Annotated in this window: 18 protein-coding genes and 1 pseudogene; 13 read left to right on the forward strand and 6 right to left on the reverse strand. The window is 64.9% G+C overall.

Translation table 11 applies throughout. The annotated features are described in order from the left end of the window. The first annotated feature begins 16 nt into the window (after positions 1 to 16). From urtD to ACYP5B_RS03765, 7 genes are all read left to right on the forward strand, one after another. Entirely contained in the window at positions 17 to 784 is a 768-nt protein-coding gene (gene urtD, locus ACYP5B_RS03735) for an urea ABC transporter ATP-binding protein UrtD (RefSeq protein ID WP_318231334.1), read from the forward strand. A 9-nt stretch (positions 785 to 793) separates the two neighbouring features. After that, on the forward strand, positions 794 to 1483 hold the full coding sequence (gene urtE / locus ACYP5B_RS03740; RefSeq protein WP_459568582.1) for an urea ABC transporter ATP-binding subunit UrtE: 690 nt from the start codon (positions 794 to 796) through the stop codon (positions 1481 to 1483). 32 nt (positions 1484 to 1515) lie between these two features. Continuing rightward, the gene (locus tag ACYP5B_RS03745) at positions 1516 to 2553 is read left to right on the forward strand and encodes an aliphatic amidase (RefSeq protein WP_267604964.1); all 1038 of its coding nucleotides are present in this window, start codon (positions 1516 to 1518) and stop codon (positions 2551 to 2553) included. Positions 2554 to 2629: 76 nt separating this feature from the next. Further along, entirely contained in the window at positions 2630 to 3436 is an 807-nt protein-coding gene (locus ACYP5B_RS03750; protein WP_459568583.1) for an AAA family ATPase, read from the forward strand. Positions 3437 to 3447: 11 nt separating this feature from the next. Then, positions 3448 to 5484 (forward strand): VWA domain-containing protein, encoded by a 2037-nt coding sequence (locus ACYP5B_RS03755; RefSeq protein WP_459568584.1) that lies wholly within the window; start codon positions 3448 to 3450, stop codon positions 5482 to 5484. Positions 5485 to 5797: 313 nt separating this feature from the next. Beyond that, entirely contained in the window at positions 5798 to 6952 is a 1155-nt protein-coding gene (locus tag ACYP5B_RS03760; protein WP_459568585.1) for a transporter substrate-binding domain-containing protein, read from the forward strand. Between the two features lies 1 nt (position 6953). Continuing rightward, positions 6954 to 7583, forward strand: a complete 630-nt coding sequence (locus tag ACYP5B_RS03765; RefSeq protein WP_267604968.1) for an ANTAR domain-containing response regulator — start codon at positions 6954 to 6956, stop codon at positions 7581 to 7583. Between the two features lie 75 nt (positions 7584 to 7658). Here the strand turns inward: ACYP5B_RS03765 and ACYP5B_RS03770 are convergent, their stop codons facing one another. From ACYP5B_RS03770 to ACYP5B_RS03780, 3 genes are all read right to left on the reverse strand, one after another. Further along, on the reverse strand, positions 7659 to 8210 hold the full coding sequence (locus ACYP5B_RS03770) for a glutathione peroxidase (RefSeq protein WP_459568586.1): 552 nt from the start codon (positions 8208 to 8210) through the stop codon (positions 7659 to 7661). A gap of 179 nt (positions 8211 to 8389) precedes the next feature. Beyond that, positions 8390 to 8785, reverse strand: a complete 396-nt coding sequence (locus tag ACYP5B_RS03775; protein WP_459568587.1) for a type II toxin-antitoxin system RelE/ParE family toxin — start codon at positions 8783 to 8785, stop codon at positions 8390 to 8392. Positions 8786 to 8807: 22 nt separating this feature from the next. Next, positions 8808 to 9101 carry a type II toxin-antitoxin system Phd/YefM family antitoxin gene (locus tag ACYP5B_RS03780; RefSeq protein ID WP_459568588.1) on the reverse strand — a complete coding sequence of 98 codons (294 nt, stop codon included), beginning with the start codon at positions 9099 to 9101 and terminating at the stop codon, positions 8808 to 8810. A gap of 218 nt (positions 9102 to 9319) precedes the next feature. On the opposite strand from ACYP5B_RS03780, the gene ACYP5B_RS03785 reads away from it, so the two are divergent. The 3 genes from ACYP5B_RS03785 to ACYP5B_RS03795 are packed head-to-tail and all read left to right on the forward strand — an operon-like array spanning position 9320 to position 11721. After that, positions 9320 to 9589, forward strand: coding sequence for a MoaD/ThiS family protein (locus ACYP5B_RS03785; protein WP_267604972.1), 270 nt, complete (start codon positions 9320 to 9322; stop codon positions 9587 to 9589). Positions 9590 to 9632: 43 nt separating this feature from the next. Continuing rightward, positions 9633 to 10787, forward strand: coding sequence for a WD40/YVTN/BNR-like repeat-containing protein (locus ACYP5B_RS03790; protein ID WP_459568589.1), 1155 nt, complete (start codon positions 9633 to 9635; stop codon positions 10785 to 10787). A 52-nt stretch (positions 10788 to 10839) separates the two neighbouring features. Next, a complete protein-coding gene (locus ACYP5B_RS03795) occupies positions 10840 to 11721 on the forward strand; it encodes a DUF72 domain-containing protein (RefSeq protein ID WP_459568590.1) in 882 nt (293 codons plus the stop codon). Between the two features lie 56 nt (positions 11722 to 11777). Here the strand turns inward: ACYP5B_RS03795 and ACYP5B_RS03800 are convergent, their stop codons facing one another. Together ACYP5B_RS03800 and ACYP5B_RS03805 are read right to left on the reverse strand one after the other, a co-directional pair. Next, a complete protein-coding gene (locus ACYP5B_RS03800; protein ID WP_459568591.1) occupies positions 11778 to 12749 on the reverse strand; it encodes a helix-turn-helix domain-containing protein in 972 nt (323 codons plus the stop codon). A gap of 131 nt (positions 12750 to 12880) precedes the next feature. Next, positions 12881 to 14482 (reverse strand): GMC family oxidoreductase, encoded by a 1602-nt coding sequence (locus ACYP5B_RS03805; RefSeq protein WP_459568592.1) that lies wholly within the window; start codon positions 14480 to 14482, stop codon positions 12881 to 12883. A 183-nt stretch (positions 14483 to 14665) separates the two neighbouring features. On the opposite strand from ACYP5B_RS03805, the pseudogene ACYP5B_RS03810 reads away from it, so the two are divergent. The 3 genes and pseudogenes from ACYP5B_RS03810 to ACYP5B_RS03820 all read left to right on the forward strand — a co-directional run. Continuing rightward, positions 14666 to 15436, forward strand: a pseudogene (locus ACYP5B_RS03810) (MFS transporter); the annotation flags it as partial. A gap of 6 nt (positions 15437 to 15442) precedes the next feature. Next, entirely contained in the window at positions 15443 to 16864 is a 1422-nt protein-coding gene (gene dbpA, locus ACYP5B_RS03815; RefSeq protein WP_400095216.1) for an ATP-dependent RNA helicase DbpA, read from the forward strand. A gap of 64 nt (positions 16865 to 16928) precedes the next feature. Then, on the forward strand, positions 16929 to 17777 hold the full coding sequence (locus ACYP5B_RS03820; RefSeq protein WP_400095218.1) for a PA4780 family RIO1-like protein kinase: 849 nt from the start codon (positions 16929 to 16931) through the stop codon (positions 17775 to 17777). A 68-nt stretch (positions 17778 to 17845) separates the two neighbouring features. On the opposite strand, the gene ACYP5B_RS03825 is transcribed toward ACYP5B_RS03820, so the two are convergent. Continuing rightward, positions 17846 to 18910, reverse strand: coding sequence for a DUF2855 family protein (locus ACYP5B_RS03825; protein ID WP_459568593.1), 1065 nt, complete (start codon positions 18908 to 18910; stop codon positions 17846 to 17848). Between the last annotated feature and the right edge of the window lies 1 nt (position 18911).

Genomic DNA, 18911 nt, shown 5'->3' on the forward strand with positions numbered 1-18911 from the left:
GGACCGTCTAGCGCCTATGCCAGGCGGCGTGCAGGGTGTCTCTACCGATATTTCCACCATCCTGAGAGTGGATGCGCTTACGGTGTCGTTCGATGGCTTTCGCGCTGTCGACCAGTTGAGTTTGCAGGTTGATCCTTGCGAGTTGCGAGTGATCATCGGCCCCAACGGGGCGGGGAAGACCACGCTGCTGGACATGATCTGCGGCAAGACCCGCCCGTCTTCCGGCAAGGTGTGGTTCGAGGGGAAAGACCTGACCCAGCTCTCCGAGCACGAGATCGTACGCGCGGGGGTGGGGCGCAAGTTCCAGACGCCTTCGGTGTATGAAGATCTGACCGTCTTCGAGAACTTCGAAATCTCGATGCCCAACGGGCAGGGCGTGTTGCAGTCGATCTTCTTTCGCCGCAGCCAGGCTGTGATCGAGGAGATCGAATCCTTGGCGGATCTCGTCTTCCTGCGCGATCACCTCGACCAGAAGGCCGGCAGGCTCAGCCACGGCCAGAAGCAGTGGCTGGAAATCGGCATGCTGCTGATGCAAGGGCCGAAGCTGCTGCTGCTGGACGAGCCCGTTGCCGGCATGAGCCCGCGCGAGCGCGAGCTGACGGCCGAATTGCTCAATCGCATCGCGCAAGGCAAGGCGGTCATCGTGATCGAGCACGACATGGATTTTGTCAAGCGGATTGCGAGGAAGGTGACCGTGCTGCATCAAGGGCGCTTGCTCAGCGAAGGCACGGTGTCGGAAGTCCAGGACGATCAGCGCGTGATCGACGTGTATTTGGGTCACTAGGAGTACGCCGTGCTTGAAGTCAATCGGTTGAATGTTGCGTACCGTGAATCGCATGTCATCAAGGACATCTCGTTCTCGCTGAAGGAAAGGGAATCCGTCGCCATCATGGGGCGCAACGGCATGGGCAAGACCACCTTGCTCAAGGCGCTGATTGGCATGTTGCCGGCCAGGTCCGGGAGCATCCAGCTGAACGGCAAGGAACTCATCGATGCGCGTGGATACGAGCGGGTGCGGCATGGCCTCGCGTTCGTGCCGCAGGGCCGGATGATCTTTCCGCAGCTGACCGTGGAGCAGAACATCCTGACCGGCACCGAGTACTCCGGGTATCGCGCCGTGCCGGAATACATTTATCGCTTCTTCCCCGTGCTGGAAGAGATGAAATCCCGCAAGGGCGGAAACCTGTCCGGCGGGCAGCAGCAGATGCTGGCGATCGCACGCGCGCTGGTTTCCGATCCCAAGGTGCTGATTCTCGACGAGCCGACCGAAGGCATCCAGCCGTCGATCATCAAGGACATCGCCCGCACGCTCAACATCCTGCGCAAGGAGAGGCAATTCGCCATCGTCGTCTCCGAGCAGGTCCTCAGCTTCGCGCTCGATCTTGCCGATCGCTTCCTGGTCATCGATGGCGGAAGGATCGTCCATGAGGAAGCGCGCGCCACTCTCGATCAGGACAAGGTCAGGTCATTCCTGACGGTTTGAATTTCCCCCCCCCACTGGACAGGAGCATTGCAATGAGACACGGAGATATTGGCAGCACCAGCGATTGCGTCGGCGTAGCGGTCGTCAACTACAAGATGCCCCGCCTGCACACAAAGGCCGAGGTGATCGATAACGCGCGCAAGATCGCGGACATGCTGGTTGGCATGAAGCAGGGCCTGCCGGGCATGGACCTCGTGGTGTTCCCAGAGTACTCGACCCACGGCATCATGTACGACGCCCGCGAGATGTACGAAACGGCATCCGAGATCCCCGGCGCCGAAACCGAGATCTTCGCCGCGGCATGCCGCAAGGCCAACGTCTGGGGCGTGTTCTCGCTCACCGGCGAGCGCCACGAGGAGCACCCCAACAAGGCGCCGTACAACACGCTGATTCTGATGAACAACCAGGGCGAGATTGTGCAGAAGTACCGCAAGATCATGCCCTGGGCGCCGATCGAAGGTTGGTATCCGGGCGACTGCACCTATGTCTCGGAAGGGCCGAAGGGGATGAAGATCAGCCTGATCATCTGCGATGACGGCAACTACCCTGAGATCTGGCGCGACTGCGCCATGCGCGGCGCCGAGTTGATCGTGCGCTGCCAGGGGTATATGTATCCGGCCAAGGAGCAGCAGGCCATGGTGGCGAAGACCATGGCCTGGATGAACAACGCCTATGTGGCGGTCGCCAACGCGACGGGCTTCGACGGTGTGTATTCCTACTTCGGCGGCTCCTCGCTGATCGGATTCGACGGGCGTGCGTTGGGCGAATGCGGTACCGAGGAGATGGGCATCCAGTATGGGGAATTCTCGCTCAGCCTGATCCGCGATGCGCGCAAGAATATGCAATCGAACAATCATCTGTTCAAGCTGCTGCATCGTGGCTACACCGGCAAGCTCAACTCCGGGGAAGGTGCCCAGGGCGTGGCTGCCTGCCCCTTCGAGTTCTATGGCAAGTGGATCAACGACCCGGACGGCACGCGCAAGATGGTCGAGTCGCTGACGCGCTCCACGCTGGGAACACCCGAGTGCCCGATCGAGGGCATTCCGCACGAAGCGGCGGCCCACCGCTAACCCAACCCCTGCGCGCCTGATAAGGCGGCCGGCGCCGGGCGCGCTGGCCGCCGCCTCGAATAAGGATTCTCCCGACGTGTCATCCCACATCGATTCGTACCGGATAGAAGAAGAGCCATATTATCGATCGTCCAGCGACGAGATCTCCTGGTTCGAGCACGCGTATGCCCACCGGCTGCCAATGGTCCTGAAGGGGCCGACCGGCTGCGGGAAGACGCGTTTCATCGAGCATATGGCCTGGAAGCTGCGCAAGCCGCTGATTACTGTGGCATGCAATGAAGACATGACGGCCTCCGACCTGATCGGGCGCTACCTGCTGGATGCGCAGGGCACAACCTGGCACGACGGCCCGCTGACCACAGCCGTGCGCCATGGCGCAATCTGCTACCTCGACGAAGTCGTCGAGGCGCGGCAAGATACAACGGTGGTGATTCATCCCTTGACCGACGCGCGCCGCATCCTGCCGCTCGACAAGAAGGGCGAGATCGTGCACGCGCATCCCGATTTCCAGTTGGTGGTGTCCTACAACCCCGGCTACCAGAGCCGCTCCAAGGACATGAAGCCGTCGACCCGGCAGCGCTTCGTGGCAATGCAGTTCGAGTATCCGGAGAAGGAAGTCGAAGCGGCTATCGTTGCCGAGGAGGCTCGGGTGCCGATGGAACTCGCGGTGCGGCTCGTCGAAATCGCGCATCGCTCCCGCGCACTGAAGCACCGGGGACTGGACGAGGGCGTGTCGACCCGGATGTTGATCTATGCGGCCATCCTCATCGGTGCGGGCGTCTCGCCGCGGCAGAGTTGCGAGATGACGATGACCCAGGCGTTGACCGACGACCACGATATCACCCTGGCGCTGCGTGGTTTCGTCGATGCCTATTTTGCGTGAGGGCGGCTGCCATGCGTTCAACCTTCCCTCCGGATGCGTATGGTGCCGGCCCCACCGGTGGCTCGCTTGCATGGTCTTTCCCTAAGGACGGCTCCGGCGCCGCCGGGGGCGTCAGCGCGCCGATGCCGCATGGCCAGTCCGGCCCGGGCGAGCCCGTGGCCGATGGCGTGGCCGCACGCTGGCTTGCTGCGCTGAACGATGAAGATGCTGCCTGCGCGCAAGCGGTTAGCGTACGCATGGGTACGCTGCTTGCCCGGCTCTCCGGCGACGCCTTCGGGCGCTGGGTGCTGACCGGCGTGCGACTGTATCCGAACGAGCCGGCCCAACGCCAGCAATATTTCCGGCTGGAAGATCCCCGGGCGATAGCGGCCTTGCATGCCGAGGGCGGCGCAGGAGATCTGTCATCAGCGATGCCGTCGCTTACGCTATTGCTGGAAGGACTGTGCGGCCGGCACATGCATATCCAGCCACGGAGCCAGACCGAACTGCATGCCGCGCCGCTCCGGCCTGTCCTGACTGGCGGCCACCTGCTGCTGCCCGACGATTACACCTCGCTGGATGCGCCGGATCGTTACCAGCTTTACCGCGCCGCGGTCGCGCATGCCGTGGCCCATCTGCGGTACTCGCCGGCCGCCCTGCCAGTCCAGACGCTCAAGCCGATGAGCCTGGCGGTGATCGCGGCAGTGGAGGACGCACGCGTGGAGCGTTTGCTCGTGCGCGACTGCCCGGGCACGCGCTCCTGGTTCGTCCCCTTGCTGATGCAAGGCCTTCAGCCCCATGGGCTGAGTTTCGCGGCCTTGATATCGCGGATGAACCTGGCCTTGCTGGATCCGGCTTATCAGGACGATAACTACTGGGTGAACAAGGCGCGGACGTTGTTCGAGTCCCTTGGCGAGGACCTGGGCGACTACGCGGCATGCCGGCGGGTGGCCTCGGTCCTGGCGAACGACCTGGGCCAGATGCGAGTTCGCTTTCACCTGCAGCAATATGCCGTGCCGGCAGCGTACCGAGACGACAACTCCTACCTCTGGGACTACGGCAATCCGGCAACGCCGCCGCAGGCGCAGGAGCTGGAGCTACAGTCTCATACCGCCGTCTCGGTCGCGCCGCAGGAAGAAGCCAGTGACGATGCGCAGGAGCCGGTGGCGGTGACCGCGGTCGAGTTGCGCAGGGAGTTGTACCCGGAGTGGGACTATCGCCTGGCGCTATCTCGTAGCGACTGGTGCACGGTCATCGAGCGGTCTTTCACCGCGCCCGCGCGCGCCGCCGGGCCGGCACCCGCACCGGGGGTTCCGCTCCTGCGGCTTTCCCGCCGCCGGCGTCTCAGCCGCGACGCGCGCCTGCGCCGGCAGCTCGAGGGCGAGCAGCTCGACCTCGACGCGGCCATCGAGCTTGCGGTAGAGCGCAGGCTCGATCTCTCCCCCGAGCCCAGGTTGTTCATTCGTCCCGCGAGCAGGGAGCGTGCTTCGAGCATCCTGCTGTTGCTGGATGTTTCCGCGTCGACCAACGACGTGGTGCCTGGCGCGCAGCGCTCGGTGCTCGCTATGGTAAAGGAGGCCGCCATCGTGCTGGCCCGCGCGGCGAGCGCGAGCGGTCATCGCATTGCGGTGCACGGCTTTTCATCGGATACGCGGGCGTGCGTGAACTACTATCGCCTGCTCGATTTCGGTGTGCCCTTCGACGACGCGAGCGAACACGCGATCTGGTCGCTGGCCGGACAGTACTCGACGCGCATGGGGGCCGCGCTGCGCCACGCAACCAACTGCCTGCGCGCTGAAGTGAGCGATCATCGCGCCATCATCGTCATCACCGATGGCGCGCCTTCCGATGTGGATGTGTTCGACAAGGACTATCTGATCCAGGACGCGCAGGCTGCCGTCCACGACGGTCTGCGCGCGGGTGTGGCCAGCTACGGTATTGCCATCGATCCCGGCGCTGCCGCGTATATGCGGACGATCCTGGGCCATGCCAATTTCCGCATCGCCAACGAACCTTCTGCGCTGCCCGCGCAACTGGCCGCGCTATACGCCAGGCTGGCGGCGGCATAGCCGCGCCGGATGCACAATTCGCCCTGGAAACCCGTATTTCCGGGATGCCACCAAGCCTGCGCCCGAAGTGCTTTAGAGTAGAATCATTCACAGAAACCACGGATTGCCAGCCGCTCTTGTTGTTGCCGCCAGTTGGATCCGACCGGGAACGGTTGGCGCAATTCAGGCGACGGTGATCATCGCGATGTTGCACTAGCGGCATCGTTACCTACAGGGATGTCTTCGAGCATGTATTTGCCAGCGCCTTCAGTCGGCATCGAAACAGGCCTGCGCTGCGCACAGCGCGGGTCAAGTCTGGGAAGGAGCGTTCGCCATGGCGAATAAGGACCCGGTCCGAATTGGCGTGCTCTTCTCCGAAACCGGGGTGACTTCCACCATCGGGCGATCGCAGATACAAGGCACGCTGCTTGCCATCCAGGAGTTGAACGACGTGGGCGGGATCAACGGGCGCGAGATCGTGCCGGTCGCTTACGACGCATGCTCGTCGCCGGCAGTCTATGCACAGATGGCCGAGCGGCTCATCGTCCACGACAAGGTCAACGTCATCTTCGGCTGCTATATGTCCAGCAGCCGGAAGGCCGTGCTGCCGGTCGTGGAGAAATGGAACAAGATCCTGTTCTACCCGACCTTGTACGAGGGCTTCGAGTTCTCGAACAACATCATCTACACGGGCGCCGCGCCGAACCAGAACAGCGTTCAGCTTGCGGAATTCATGACCGCGAATTTCGGCGCGCGGGTGTACCTGATCGGCTCCGACTATATCTATCCCTATGAGTCGAACCGCATCATGGGCGAGCTTGTGCTGCAGCGCCAGGACAGCGACAAGGTCGGCGAGCGCTATGTGCCGCTCGATGCCACGGAGAAGCACTTCAAGCCGATCATTGCGGATATCCTCGACAAGCGGCCGGACTTCATCTTTTCCACGGTGGTGGGTGATTCGACCGCGAGCCTCTATCGCGCTTACGCCGATGCAGGGCTGGACCCGAAGGTGATGCCGATCGGCAGCCTGACCACTTCCGAGGCGGAGATCAGGCAGATGGGTGCCGATGTGGCCACGGGGCATTTCACTGCCGCTCCCTACTTCCAGTCGATCCAGTCCGACGCCAATCTGCGCTGCCTTGAGCGTTTGCGCCGCAGGTTCGGGGAGGATTCGGTGCCGAATCTATGTTGGGAGGCGGCCTACTTCCAGGTGCATATTTTCGCCAACGCATTTTCCCAGGCGGGCGACGATGAAATCCTGAACATCATGCCGCACATACTCGGCAGCGAGTTCGAGGCGCCCCAGGGCCGTGTGCGCATCGAGCCGTCCAATCACCATACCTGTCTTTACCCCCGCATCGGGATTGCCAATTCGAAAGGTCAGTTCACCATCGTGCGCGAAGCCACTCGTCCGGTCCATCCCGATCCCTACCTCGTCACGCATTCGCTGGGCGACTGGACTACCACTCTCAGTACGCTGGAGCTTTGACGTGGACGGCGGCAGCCAAAGGCGGACCATTCGGGCGACGCCCCCTTTACTGAAAGACCTGCGCACGCTGCGGGTGCTGGTGTTCCATCCGGACGATACGGACGGGAAGCAGCTGACCCAGCAGTTGCAGCGCATCGGGTGTCAGGTGCAGGCCTTCTGGCCGCCGCTTCCCACCCTGCCCGAAGGTGTCGACGTGATCTTCCTGGCGGTACGGCCCGACAGCATCGACGTGGGTTTCGAGTGGCTCAAGACGGAGGAAGTGCCAACCATCATCGCGGTCGTCACCTACGAAAATCCGACGATCGTGGAGACGGTCCTTCATATCGGCTCGCAGGCGGTGCTGCCTTCGCCGGTACGCTCTTTCGGCCTGCTGTCAGCCCTGGTCGTCGCGCGGCAGGTTCATGGCAAGATGAAAGCGCACGTGCGCAAGGTGCGCAAGCTCGAGGGGAAGCTGCTTGGCGTGCGGCGCATCGCCGAGGCCAAGAGCATCCTGATGCGCACGCGCCAGATCAGCGATGGCGCCGCGTACGACCTGATCCGTGACCAGGCCATGAGCAAGCGGGTAACGACGGAGGAAATCGCGGCGGCAATCATCAACGCCAACGAGATTCTGTCATTGGGGAAGCTGTAGCCGGTCCGTGCAAAGAAAGCGGGCGTTCCTACATGTCAGGCCGCCCGTTTTTTTTTCACGCCAAAACCCAGTCGATCAGCGGCCCTTGCTCAACTCCGCATCGATCGCCTCGAGCAGGCGCGGATCGTTCGCGGCCACGTCCGGCGCGAAGCGCGCCACTACCTTGCCTTCCCGGTCGACCAGGAACTTCTCGAAGTTCCACAGCACATCGGTGGCGTTTTCCGGGTTCACGCCGTAGCCCTTCAGGCGTTCACGGAAAGGGCCGTCGCCGATGGCGGCCGGCTGGGCTTCGGTCAATGCCGCGTACAGCGGATGCTGGTCCGCCCCAAGCACCGAGACCTTCGAGAACATCGGGAAGTGCACGTCGTACGTCAGCTTGCAGAACTCCTGGATCTGCGCCTCGTCGCCCGGCTCCTGGCCCTTGAAGTTGTTGGCCGGGAATCCCAGCACCTCAAGGCCCTCGGCGCGCTTGGCCTGGTACAGCGATTCGAGCCCTTCGTACTGGGGCGTCAGGCCGCACTTCGATGCCACGTTCACAACCAGCAGCACGCGCCCGCGGAAATCCGCGAGCCGGCTGTCGGCGCCGTCGATGCGTTTCAGGGGGATGTCGTACAAGGTGCTTGCCATCTTTCGTCCTTACGGGAGCGCTACGGATTGCATGGAGCCGACAGTATGCAGGCCTTGGGTGATTCTTGCTCGGCACGACATCCGTGCCCGCAACACGGCCCTGGCTGATGGTCAGGCCGCCACGCGAGGGTCTTGCTTGACTTCCATGTCGACGTTATTCGAGTCCCTCGCTTGCCGGGCTATCGCTGACGCGTGTCCGCCGCTCCCGGCCAAAAAGCGCCGAAATCAAATGAAAGCTGCCTGTGATGTTTGATGGACAGGAGGTTGATTACGGTAGGGGATACCGCATAGAGAATGAGATAGCTGGAAAGTACATACTGCCTGAGCCGTGCATCACCCGCCTTCTCGCGGAGCGCCTCTTGCGCGCGCAGCGATTCGATCGATCCGGCTCGCAACCCTAGAAGAGGCGACCCTAGTTCCGGAAAGCGCTCCAGGGCCGGAATCACGTTGTCCAGCAATTCGTCGAGCAGCGCATCGAATGCCTGTGGCGCATCTGCCTCAAGCAGAAACGGCTCAAGGCGCTCCAGGTTGCGCTCGAAGTTTGCCGTTAGCCTGACCGTTATGTTCGACGTCACAAGCGGCGCTCTCTAGTCTGGCTCAGGGAGTGTTGCGCCGCCGCATGAGGCTGCGAATGGTAGCTTTGGCGTCCTTGGTACGATCGGCGCTGACATCGTCCAGGCCTTTCGACGCTTCATCTAGCAGTAGCAGGTGCACCCGCTCGGTCTCAAGGCGGTGATAGTAGTCCAGCCGCTGCGCGTCAATGAGTGCGACATAGCTTTCACCGTTCTTGGTGATGATCTTTTCCGCGCCTGCCTTTACTTGCTCGGCTAGCTCGGATAGCGTGGCACGGGCTTGCGACAGGGGTATCACATCACTCGCAGAGAATCCCATGGCGACCTCCGATCGGTTGGACTGTACAGAATATTGTACGTTATAGAAGTCAGACCGTCGCACGGAACCGGGGGCCGTGGGCTTGCCCGTGAGGTATCTAGCGCGCCACCACCGAAACCATCGCCACTGAGTGCAACCGCACACCCATTTCCCCGTGGTATTTCCTAAACTGCAAGACACTCGCCAACTCCGCCGGTCCCCCCGCCGGCCGTCCCGCCATGCCGCGCCTTGTCTTTGCCTCTGCAATCCAGCGCCATATCCCGAGCCCGGAGCGGGAAGTGCCCGCGGCTACCGTCTGCGCCGCGCTGGAGGTGGCGTTTCGGGCGCAACCGGAGTTGCGCGGTTATATCCTGGATGACCAGGGCCAGCTGCGCCGGCACCTCGCGGTGTTTGTCGATGGCTCGGCCATTCTCGACCGCCGGCGCATGAGCGATCGCGTGGGTGCCAGCAGCCAGATCTTCGTGGTGCAGGCGTTGTCCGGTGGTTGACGGCAGGCCGTTGAAGGCACGGGGCTGAAGCGAGGAGTCCTGCATGAACAATCAGCTTCTCATTGGCACGCGCAAGGGCTTGTTGATGTTGCTGCGCGATAGCGCGGGCGCGTGGAACCAGGAATCCGTGCATTTCCTGGGCGAGCCCGTCAGCATGGTGCTGGCCGATCCGCGTGACGGTGCCTTGTATGCGGCACTTAACCTTGGCCATTTTGGCGTCAAGCTATGGCGGCGCAGGGCGCGCAACGTGGAGTGGGAGGCTTGCGCGGTGCCGGTATATCCACCCCAGCCGCAGCCGGATCCGGCACAGGAACAGGCCGTGCCAGGCGTACCCATCCCTGCGCAGACAGGCGATCCCGTGGCCTCCGTGCCACCGGTGCCATGGTCCTTGCAGCAGATCTGGTCGATGGAAACCGGCGGGACGGATGAGCCTGGCGTGCTGTGGGCCGGCACCTTGCCGGGCGGCTTGTTCCGCTCCGGCGACGGCGGCGCCAGCTGGGCGCTGAACCGGCCGCTGTGGGACCGCCCCGAGCGCAGCGAGTGGTTTGGCGGCGGCTACGATGTGCCCGGCATCCACTCCATCTGCGTGGATCCGCACGATAGCCGCCACGTCACCGTGGCCGTGTCGTGCGGCGGTGTGTGGCAGACGCGGGACGGCGGCAGGAGCTGGGCCTGCACGTCGAGCGGCATGGTGGCCGACTACATGCCGCCGGAGCGGCGCGAAGATGGCAGTATCCAGGATCCGCACCGGCTGGCGCAATGTGCCGGCCATCCGCATGCGATGTGGGTGCAGCACCACGGCGGGATCTTTCGTTCCGGCGATGCCGGCATGCACTGGCAGCGCCTGCATGCCAAGCCGTCGAGCTTTGGCTTTGCGGTGGCGGCGCATCCGCGCCGGCCCAATACCGCGTGGTTCGTGCCGGCGGTGAAGGATGAATGCCGGGTGCCGGTGGACGGCAAGCTGGTGGTCACCCGCACGCGCGACGGCGGGGTGAGTTTTGAGGCATTCTCCGAGGGGTTGCCCGCGGCGCCGTCCTATGACCTGATCTACCGGCACGGGCTGGCGGTGGACCATACCGGCGAGCGGCTCGCCATGGGCTCCACCACCGGCGGCCTGTGGATATCGGAGAATGGCGGGGAGCGCTGGAAGCTGTTCTCGGCGCATCTGCCGCCGATCTACTGCGTGCGCTTTGCTTGAGATGCCGGTGCGCGCTCAGGGCCCATCGATTACCTGAACAGGACGCGAACGCATGGCTGAAGCAAGCGCTAAGAAGACAACCAATGCCACCAATGCCATCAAGGCCACCAAGGCCCCCACTGCCACCAAGACCACCATCGCCCGAGTCGGCATAGGCGGATGGAATTTCGCCCCCTGGCGCGACAACTTCTATCCCGCCAGCCTGACGCAGAGCCGGGAGCTGGAATACGCCAGCCGCCAGCTCACCGCCATCGAGATCAACAGCACCTACCACGGCACCCAGAAGCGTACCTCGTTCGCCAAATGGCGCGACGCGACGCCGGATGGCTTCGTGTTCTCGCTCAAGGCGTCGCGCTTTGCCACCAACCGCCGCGTGCTGGCCGAATCCAGCGAGTCCATTGAGCGCTTTGTCGACAGCGGCATCGCCGAGCTGGGCGACAAGCTCGGGCCCATCGTCTGGCAGTTCGCGCCCACCAAGCAGTTCGACCCGGAAGATTTCGAGGCCTTCCTGGCGCTGCTGCCGGCATCGGTCGAAGGCCGCACGCTGCGCCATGTGCTCGAGGTGCGCAACGAGAGCTTCATGACGCCGGACTATCTCAAGCTCGCGCGCAAGTACAAGGCCGCCACCGTCTTCACGGACTCGGACAAATTTCCGTCCTTCGCGGATCTCACCGCGGATTTTGTCTATGCGCGGCTGATGCGCAGCGCGCAGACGCTGAAGACCGGCTATGCACCGACGGCGCTCGATGCGTGGGGCGAGCGGGTGAAGACGTGGGCGGCGGGCGGCATGCCCGAGGACCTGCCGCAGGTGGACGACAAGGCCGCGGCCAAGCGTAAGCGCGAGGTGTTCGTATTCTTTATCAATGGCGCCAAGGAGCGCGCGCCAGCGGCGGCGCAGGCGCTGCTGGAACGACTGGGGTGGGCGCCGGGCTGAGGCGCGCGCCCGATCCGTGCGGGCCTTGTGTGTGGCCAAGCCACGTGCGGCCCGGCTCAGGCTTCGCTGGCGCTGCGCATCTGCGTTGGGGTCATGGCAAAGCGCGCGCGGAACACGCGCGCTAAATGGGCTTGACTGGCGAAGCCGCGGCGATAGGCGATCTCCGCCACGCTGTAGCGCCGCAGCGCGGGGGCACGCAGGTCGGTGGCAGCGCGTTCCAGCCGCCGCTCCAGGATGACCTGGGAAACGGTGAGTCCGTCGGCGGCAAAGAGGCGGTTGAGGTGGCGCAGCGATACGCCCGCGGCTTGCGCCACTTGCTCTGCGCACAGCGCGGCATCGTGCAGGTGGTCGTCGATGAAGCTGCGCGCCACCAGCATGTGCGAGGCACGCAAGGCGCTTACGCGTGCACCGCCGATCTGGTCGAGCAGCATGGCGCGCAGCAATTCGCAGGCTTCCTCCGGCACGCTCGCCGCGTCGGCGGCGGCTGGGCGACGCATGACTCCGGCCAGCAGCTTGCGCAGGGCGACGCTTAGCACACGGCCCGAGCCGGTGCCGGCGTGGATCTTGACCGGACGTGCCGGCGTGTCCCGCACGCAATGCGTATGGAACCAGGCGCTCGGCATGTCGAGCAGCAACAGGCGCATATTGCCGGTGAAGCCGAACAGGTAGGCGTGGCGGGTGTCATAGACGAGCAGCTCGCCGGGCTCGACCTGCTCGCAGGCCTTGCCCTGGTAGAAGAAGGCGCTGCTCTCCAGCACCAGCGAGGCGAACACCGAATCCTTCGGGTGCATGCGCGCCAGATGTGGCGTGCGTTCGATCACGTGCTCGTTGCCGCGGATCTCGGCCAGCCGGACCACGCCGAGATCGACATTGCTTTGCGTCGCGCGTAGCCCGCCTTCGGCGAACGAGGAGCATTTCAGGCCGACCAGCACGGAGGCGTTGTAGGCCTCCCAGTAGTCCAGCCGCTGGCTGGGCGGGACGGCATCGGTCGAGATCTGCGTGAACGGGGGAGGGCGTTGAGTTGGCACGGGTGTCTCCTTCTGCCGGCCGGCTGGCGTCTTTCCTCGTGCGCCTTGGCCGCCCACGCAGTATAGAGAAGTCGCGCGCCGCGCCAGCTTGAGGAAATCCCGGATGCCGTGCATGCGCTCGGCCAGGCATCTCAGCCGAGCATGAAGTCCGCGCAGCGTTCGGCGATCATGACAGTGGGGGCGTTGGTGTTGCCCGAGACCAGCTTCGGCATCACCGAGGCATCGCACACCCGCAGGCGCCGCACGCCGCGCACGCGCAGTTGCGGATCGACCACGGCGCGATGGTCGCTTCCCATGCGGCAGGTGCCGCTAGGGTGGTACACGGTCTTGGCGCGCTCGCGCACGTAGTTCTCCAGCTCGGCCTGCGGCAGTTCGGTATCCGCGCCCGGTAGCAGCTCGCCCTCGACCACCCTCGCCAGCGATGGCATGCGCAGGATGGTGCGCGCGAGCCGCACGCCGCGAACCAGGGTGGCAACATCGTCCTCGTGGCTCAGGTAACCCGCATCGAAGCGGATCGGCGAGGCCGGGTCCGCGTCGCGCAGGCGGATGGCGCCGCGCGAGCGCGGTCGGAGAAAGCTCGGGTTGACCGAGATGCCATGCCCCGGCAGGGGCTCGCGGCCCACATCACCCACCAGCACTGGCAGTACGTGGAACTGCACGTCGGCCCGGCCGCAGCCGCTGGTATCGAAGAAGCCGCCGCTTTCGACCACGTTGGAGGTCAGCAGCCCGGTCCTGAACAGCGAATACGCAAGCCCATGCCTCAGCGCCTTCAGGCCGCGGTCGTTGCCGAGCATGCTGATGGGCTCGCGCGCGCGGCCGTAGACGGAGACTTCGAGGTGATCCTGGAAATGCTGGCCGACATCGGGCGCATCGTGGGTGATGTCAATGCCGAGCGAGCCGAGGTGCGCGGCCGGCCCGATGCCGGATAGCATCAGCAGCTTGGGGCTCGCCAGCGCGCCGGCGGCCAGGACGACTTCGAGGCGGGCGCTGGCCGTGGCCTGCGTGCCGTCCGGGCGGCGGTAGGCCACGCCCGCGGCCGCGCCGTTCTCGAACAGGATGCGGGTGACGTGGCATCCCGTGGCCACGGTCAGCCCCGGATACCTGCGCGCCGCCGCCAGGTAGGTCGAGGCAGTGCTGCCGCGCTGGCCGTCGAGCGTGGTGGTCTGGTAGAAGCCCACGCCGTGTTGCCGGTTGCCGTTGAAGTCGTGGTTGTAGGGGATGCCCATTTCCTGGGCTGCCTTGACGAAGGCCGGGCTGAGCGGATGGCGGTAGCGTGTGTCGCTGACCGGCAGCATGCCGTCGGTGCCGTGGTGGTCGCCGGCAAGGCGTTCGTTGCGTTCTGCCCGGCGAAACACCGGCAGCACGTTATCCCAGCCCCAGCCGTCGCAGCCGGCGTCGCGCCAGTCGTCATAGTCTGCCGCCGTGCCCCGGATGTAGATCATGGCGTTGACCGAGCTGCCGCCGCCGAGCGTGCGCCCCTGCGGCACATGCATGGTCCGCCCGGCCGCCGCGGCCTGCGGCTCGGTCTCGTAGAGCCAGGTGCGCTCGGTACCGATGACCCGGACGAACGTTGCCGGCATCCGCACGAAGCGGCTGTCGTCGGCGGGTCCGGCTTCGAGCAGGAGCACGCTGTATCCGGCCGCTGCCAGGCGGTATGTCACGACGCAGCCCGCCGAACCGCCGCCGACCACCACATAGTCGAATGCCTCGTCCTCGCCACGGTGCCTTTGCATGGATTGTCTCCTCGTTCCTGGTCGCCTTCCGTTTTCGTTTTCGCTTTCGTTTCCGTTTCCGTTTCCGTTCGCTCACACGCGGGCATCGGCGCGACGGCGCCCGCTGCCGCCGGACAATCCGGCTGGTAGCAAACTACGTGAGGCAACAGGTCAGCACGGGTTGCAGTTCTGATGAGTCAATGCGCGGGCGCCTATGGTTGGCGCGTAGCGTTTTATGTCTCCTGCCTGCCAGGATTGTTGATCGCGTGGCTGATATGGCGCCATGTGCGCGAAGCGCCTGCGCAAGGCCATGGGCGGGCTGGGGCAGTGCCGCGGGCCGAGGGGCCGGGCGCGTCACCGCTGGCCGTGCTGCGTCAGCGCAATATCCTGCTGTGCGTGCTGATCAGCTGCGTGTTCCTGACGTGGTTCGTCATCATCATTTCCTTCGCGCCCACCTACCTGGTCTCGGTCAAGCACTACAGCCCCGGCACCATGAGCGCGGTGATGAGCTGCCTTGGCGTGGCCTGGGTGGTGTGGGGATTCGCCGTACCCGCGATCTCGGACCGCGTCGGGCGGCGTCCAGCCATGGTGGGCTTCTCCCTGCTGGCAGCGCTTTGCCCGTTGGCGTTTATCTACGTCGATTCGCCAGTGGCGCTGGGCGCGGCGGTGCTGCTCAGCTACACCGGCCTGGGATGCTTCACGCTGTTCATGGCGACCATCCCGGCCGAGACCGTTTCGCGCGGTGCCATGGCCACCGCGCTAGGGTTGATCATGGGCGTGGGAGAACTGGTGGGCGGCTTCGTTTCGCCGACCGTGGCCGGCTTTGCGGCGGATCGCTTCGGGCTGCCGGTGGCGATGTGGATGTCGGCCATCGGCGCGCTCGCGGCCGGCGTGCTGTCGCTCGGGCTGGTGGAAACCGCGCCCGCGCGCACCAGGGCACCGGATATCGGTGTTGACATCCCCAGCCCGTTATAATCCGGCATGACCTCAAGCCCTACCCAATCCGCAGCGCCCGCCGCTGCCGGCGCCTCTTTCTCCAAACTGCCTCTTTCGCCTGCCACGCTGGCGACGCTGGAGCAGCTCGGCTACCAGACCATGACCCCGATCCAGGCGGCCAGCCTGCCGATCGCGCTGGCCGGCCAGGACCTGATCGCGCAGGCCAAGACCGGCAGCGGCAAGACCGCCGCCTTCGCGCTGGCGTTGCTCAACCGGCTGGATGCGCGCCGTTTCGATGTGCAGGCGCTGGTGCTGTGCCCCACGCGCGAGCTGGCCGAGCAGGTCACGCAGGAAATCCGCCGCCTGGCGCGCGCGGAAGAAAACATCAAGATCCTGACGCTGTGCGGCGGCTCGCCGATGCGCCCCCAGGCCGACAGCCTGGCGCATGGCGCACATATCGCCGTGGGCACGCCCGGCCGCATCATGGATCACCTGGAGCGCGGCACGCTGAACCTGGAGGCGCTCAACACGCTGGTGCTGGACGAAGCCGACCGCATGCTCGACATGGGCTTCTTCGACGACATCGTCTATGTGGCGAGCCACTGCCCCAAGGAACGCCAGACGCTGCTGTTCTCGGCCACCTATCCGGAAGGCATCGCCAAGCTCAGCCAGCAGTTCCTGCGCAAGCCGCGCGAGGTCAAGCTGGAAGAGCAGCACGATGACAGCAAGATCCGCCAGCGTTTCTTCGAGGTGGACGACAGCGACCGCCTGAACGCCGTGGGCCTGCTGCTGAATCATTTCCGCCCGGTCAGCTCGCTGGCCTTCTGTAACACCAAGGCGCGTTGCCGCGACCTGGTCGACCTGCTGCGCGCGCAAGGCTTCGAAGCCCTGGCGCTGCACGGCGAGCTGGACCAGCGCGAGCGCGACCAGGTGCTGGTGCAATTCGCCAACCGCAGCTGCTCGGTGCTGGTTGCCACCGACGTGGCCGCCCGCGGGCTGGACATCGCCCAGCTCGAAGCGGTGATCAACGTCGACGTCACGCCGGACCCCGAGGTCTACGTCCACCGCATCGGCCGCACCGGCCGCGCGGACGAGGACGGCTGGGCGCTTAGCCTGGCGAGCATGAACGAGATGGGCCGCGTGGGCAATATCGAGCAGGCCATGGGCGCCGAGATGGAATGGCAGCCCCTGGCCGACCTGACGCCTGCCAGCAACGAACGCCTGCTGCCCCCCATGGTCACGCTGCAGATCCTTGGCGGGCGCAAGGAAAAGATGCGCCCGGGCGATGTCCTCGGCGCGCTGACCGGCGACGCGGGCTACGCCAAGCACCAGATCGGCAAGATCAACGTGATGGACATGTCCACCTACGTGGCGGTCGAGCGCTCCATCGGCCGCGAGGCAATGCGCAAGCTGAACGACGGAACGGTGAAGGGCAAGCGCGTGAAAGTGCGCATGCTGACGGAATAACGGTGGCCGCGACGCTGTTGTACCCGCGCGGGCTGCGCCTGCCGGGCTTGCCTGGCCTGTGCCGATGAAAACGCCGAAGCGGCTGCAGCCGCTGGTAGAAGACGGCCTGGTCGATGAAGTGCTGCGCCAGCTGATGAGCGGCAAGGAAGCCACGGTCTACGTTGTGCGCTGCGGTGGCGAGATCCGTTGCGCCAAGGTCTACAAGGATGCCGCGCAACGCAGCTTCCGCCAGGCCTCGACCTACCAGGAAGGGCGCAAGGTCAAGAACAGCCGGCAGGCGCGCGCCATGGAAAAGGGCACGCGCTACGGGCGCAAGGTGGCGGAAGAGGCCTGGCACAACGCGGAGGTGGATGCGTTGTACCGCCTTGCCGCCGCGGGCGTGCGGGTGCCCACGCCGCATCTGTGCTTCGAGGGCGTGCTGCTGATGGAGCTGGTGGTGGATGCCGAGGGCAATGCCGCCCCGCGCCTGAACGACGTGGCGCTGAGCCCGGAGCAGGCGGTGGCATTCCACGACGCGCTGATCGAGCAGGTGATCCTGATGCTGTGTGCCGGCGTGGTGCACGGCGACCTGTCCGAATTCAACATCCTGGTGGATGCCGACGGTCCGGTCATCATCGACCTGCCGCAGGCGGTGGATGCCGCCGGCAACAGCGAAGCCAGCGGCATGCTGGAGCGCGATGTGGATAACCTCGCGTTCTACTTCGGCCAGTTTGAGCCGGCGCTTAACGGTACGCAGTACGGCAAGGAAATCTGGGCGCTGTACCAGGCCGGCTTGCTGCATCCCGGCGTGAAGCTGACCGGCCAGGTTGCCGTGGACGACACCCCGGTGGATGTGGAAGCCGTGCTGGCGGAGGTGGAAGACGTGCGCCTGGAGGAAGAGGCGCGCCAGCGCTACCTGCAAAGCGCGGAGTGACCGGATCGTCCGGTCATCCGGTCATCCGGGCATCCGGGCATCCGGGCATGGTCATCCGGTCGCCAGCTTCAACCGAGCCGTACGACATACCCCGCCTTCGGCTCGCTCCCACCTGCCACCAGGCTCGCAATCCTCTCCTGCGCCGCGCCGAAGCCCTGCTCTTCGATCAGCGTCAGCCAGCCGTTCGCCGGCTCCTTCACGTAATCGATAAATGCGCGCTGCGCGGCGTTGAAGCGCTGGTTCACGCCTTCGGGCCCCCAGTCGGCGTTGCGCTTGCGGATCTGCACCGGCGCGAAATAGAACTCGGGCTTAGGCCCGGGCAGGCCGGTGTCGCGCAAAAAGCTCGTGTTCTGCGCCGAGCCGGCAAAGCAGTCGTACACCAGCGCGCTGCCAAAGTGATGGTGCACGCGTGCGCGCAGCGCTTCGTCGCCGGAGAAGTCCACGTAGAGCGTGGGCACGTCGGTGGCGAGCGTTTCCAGCCCGTCGTAGCTGACGACTTCCTCGTAGCAGCCAAGGCCTTCGACAAAGGCGCGGTTGCGCTCCGAAGTGATGGCGGCCAGCGAGATGCCGGGGATGTCGCGCAGGCAGAAGGCGGTGCCATAGGCGGTCTTGCTGGAGGCGCTGGACACCACCAGCCGCGTGGCGCTGAAAAAGCGGTTGTCCTCGAGGAAGTCGGCCAGCATGTATGACGTGATGAACAGCGGCCGGTACAGCATCTGGTAGTTCTCCAGCGCGGGCGCGTAGGCGGCGTCATGGGTCACGCGGGTGTACTGATTGTAGGCGGAGGTCAGGGCCCGGCGGTGCTCGAGGGCATCGTAGAAGCCGCGCTCGGTCACGCGCTCGGGCTGCATGCGGATATGGCTGGCGATGGGAAAGTAGCCGTAGAAGCGCTCGCCTGCCGCCACGCCGGGCACCTTGGAGTCCACCACATCGGCAAAGCCCCACACCGGCATATGGCCCCATTCCTGTTGCCCGGTGGGAAAGAACTGCCAGTAGTTCATGGCGTCGCCAAAGGCGGCGTAGGTGATGTTGTTGGTGGTGAGCAGTTCAAGGCCCTTCCGGCCCCGGCGTGGGCGGAGAAACATCGATGCGCTATAAGGAGAACAGCAGCGCCGATCTGACCGAAAGAGCAAT

It is taken from the genome of Cupriavidus sp. 8B, from assembly GCF_054589115.1.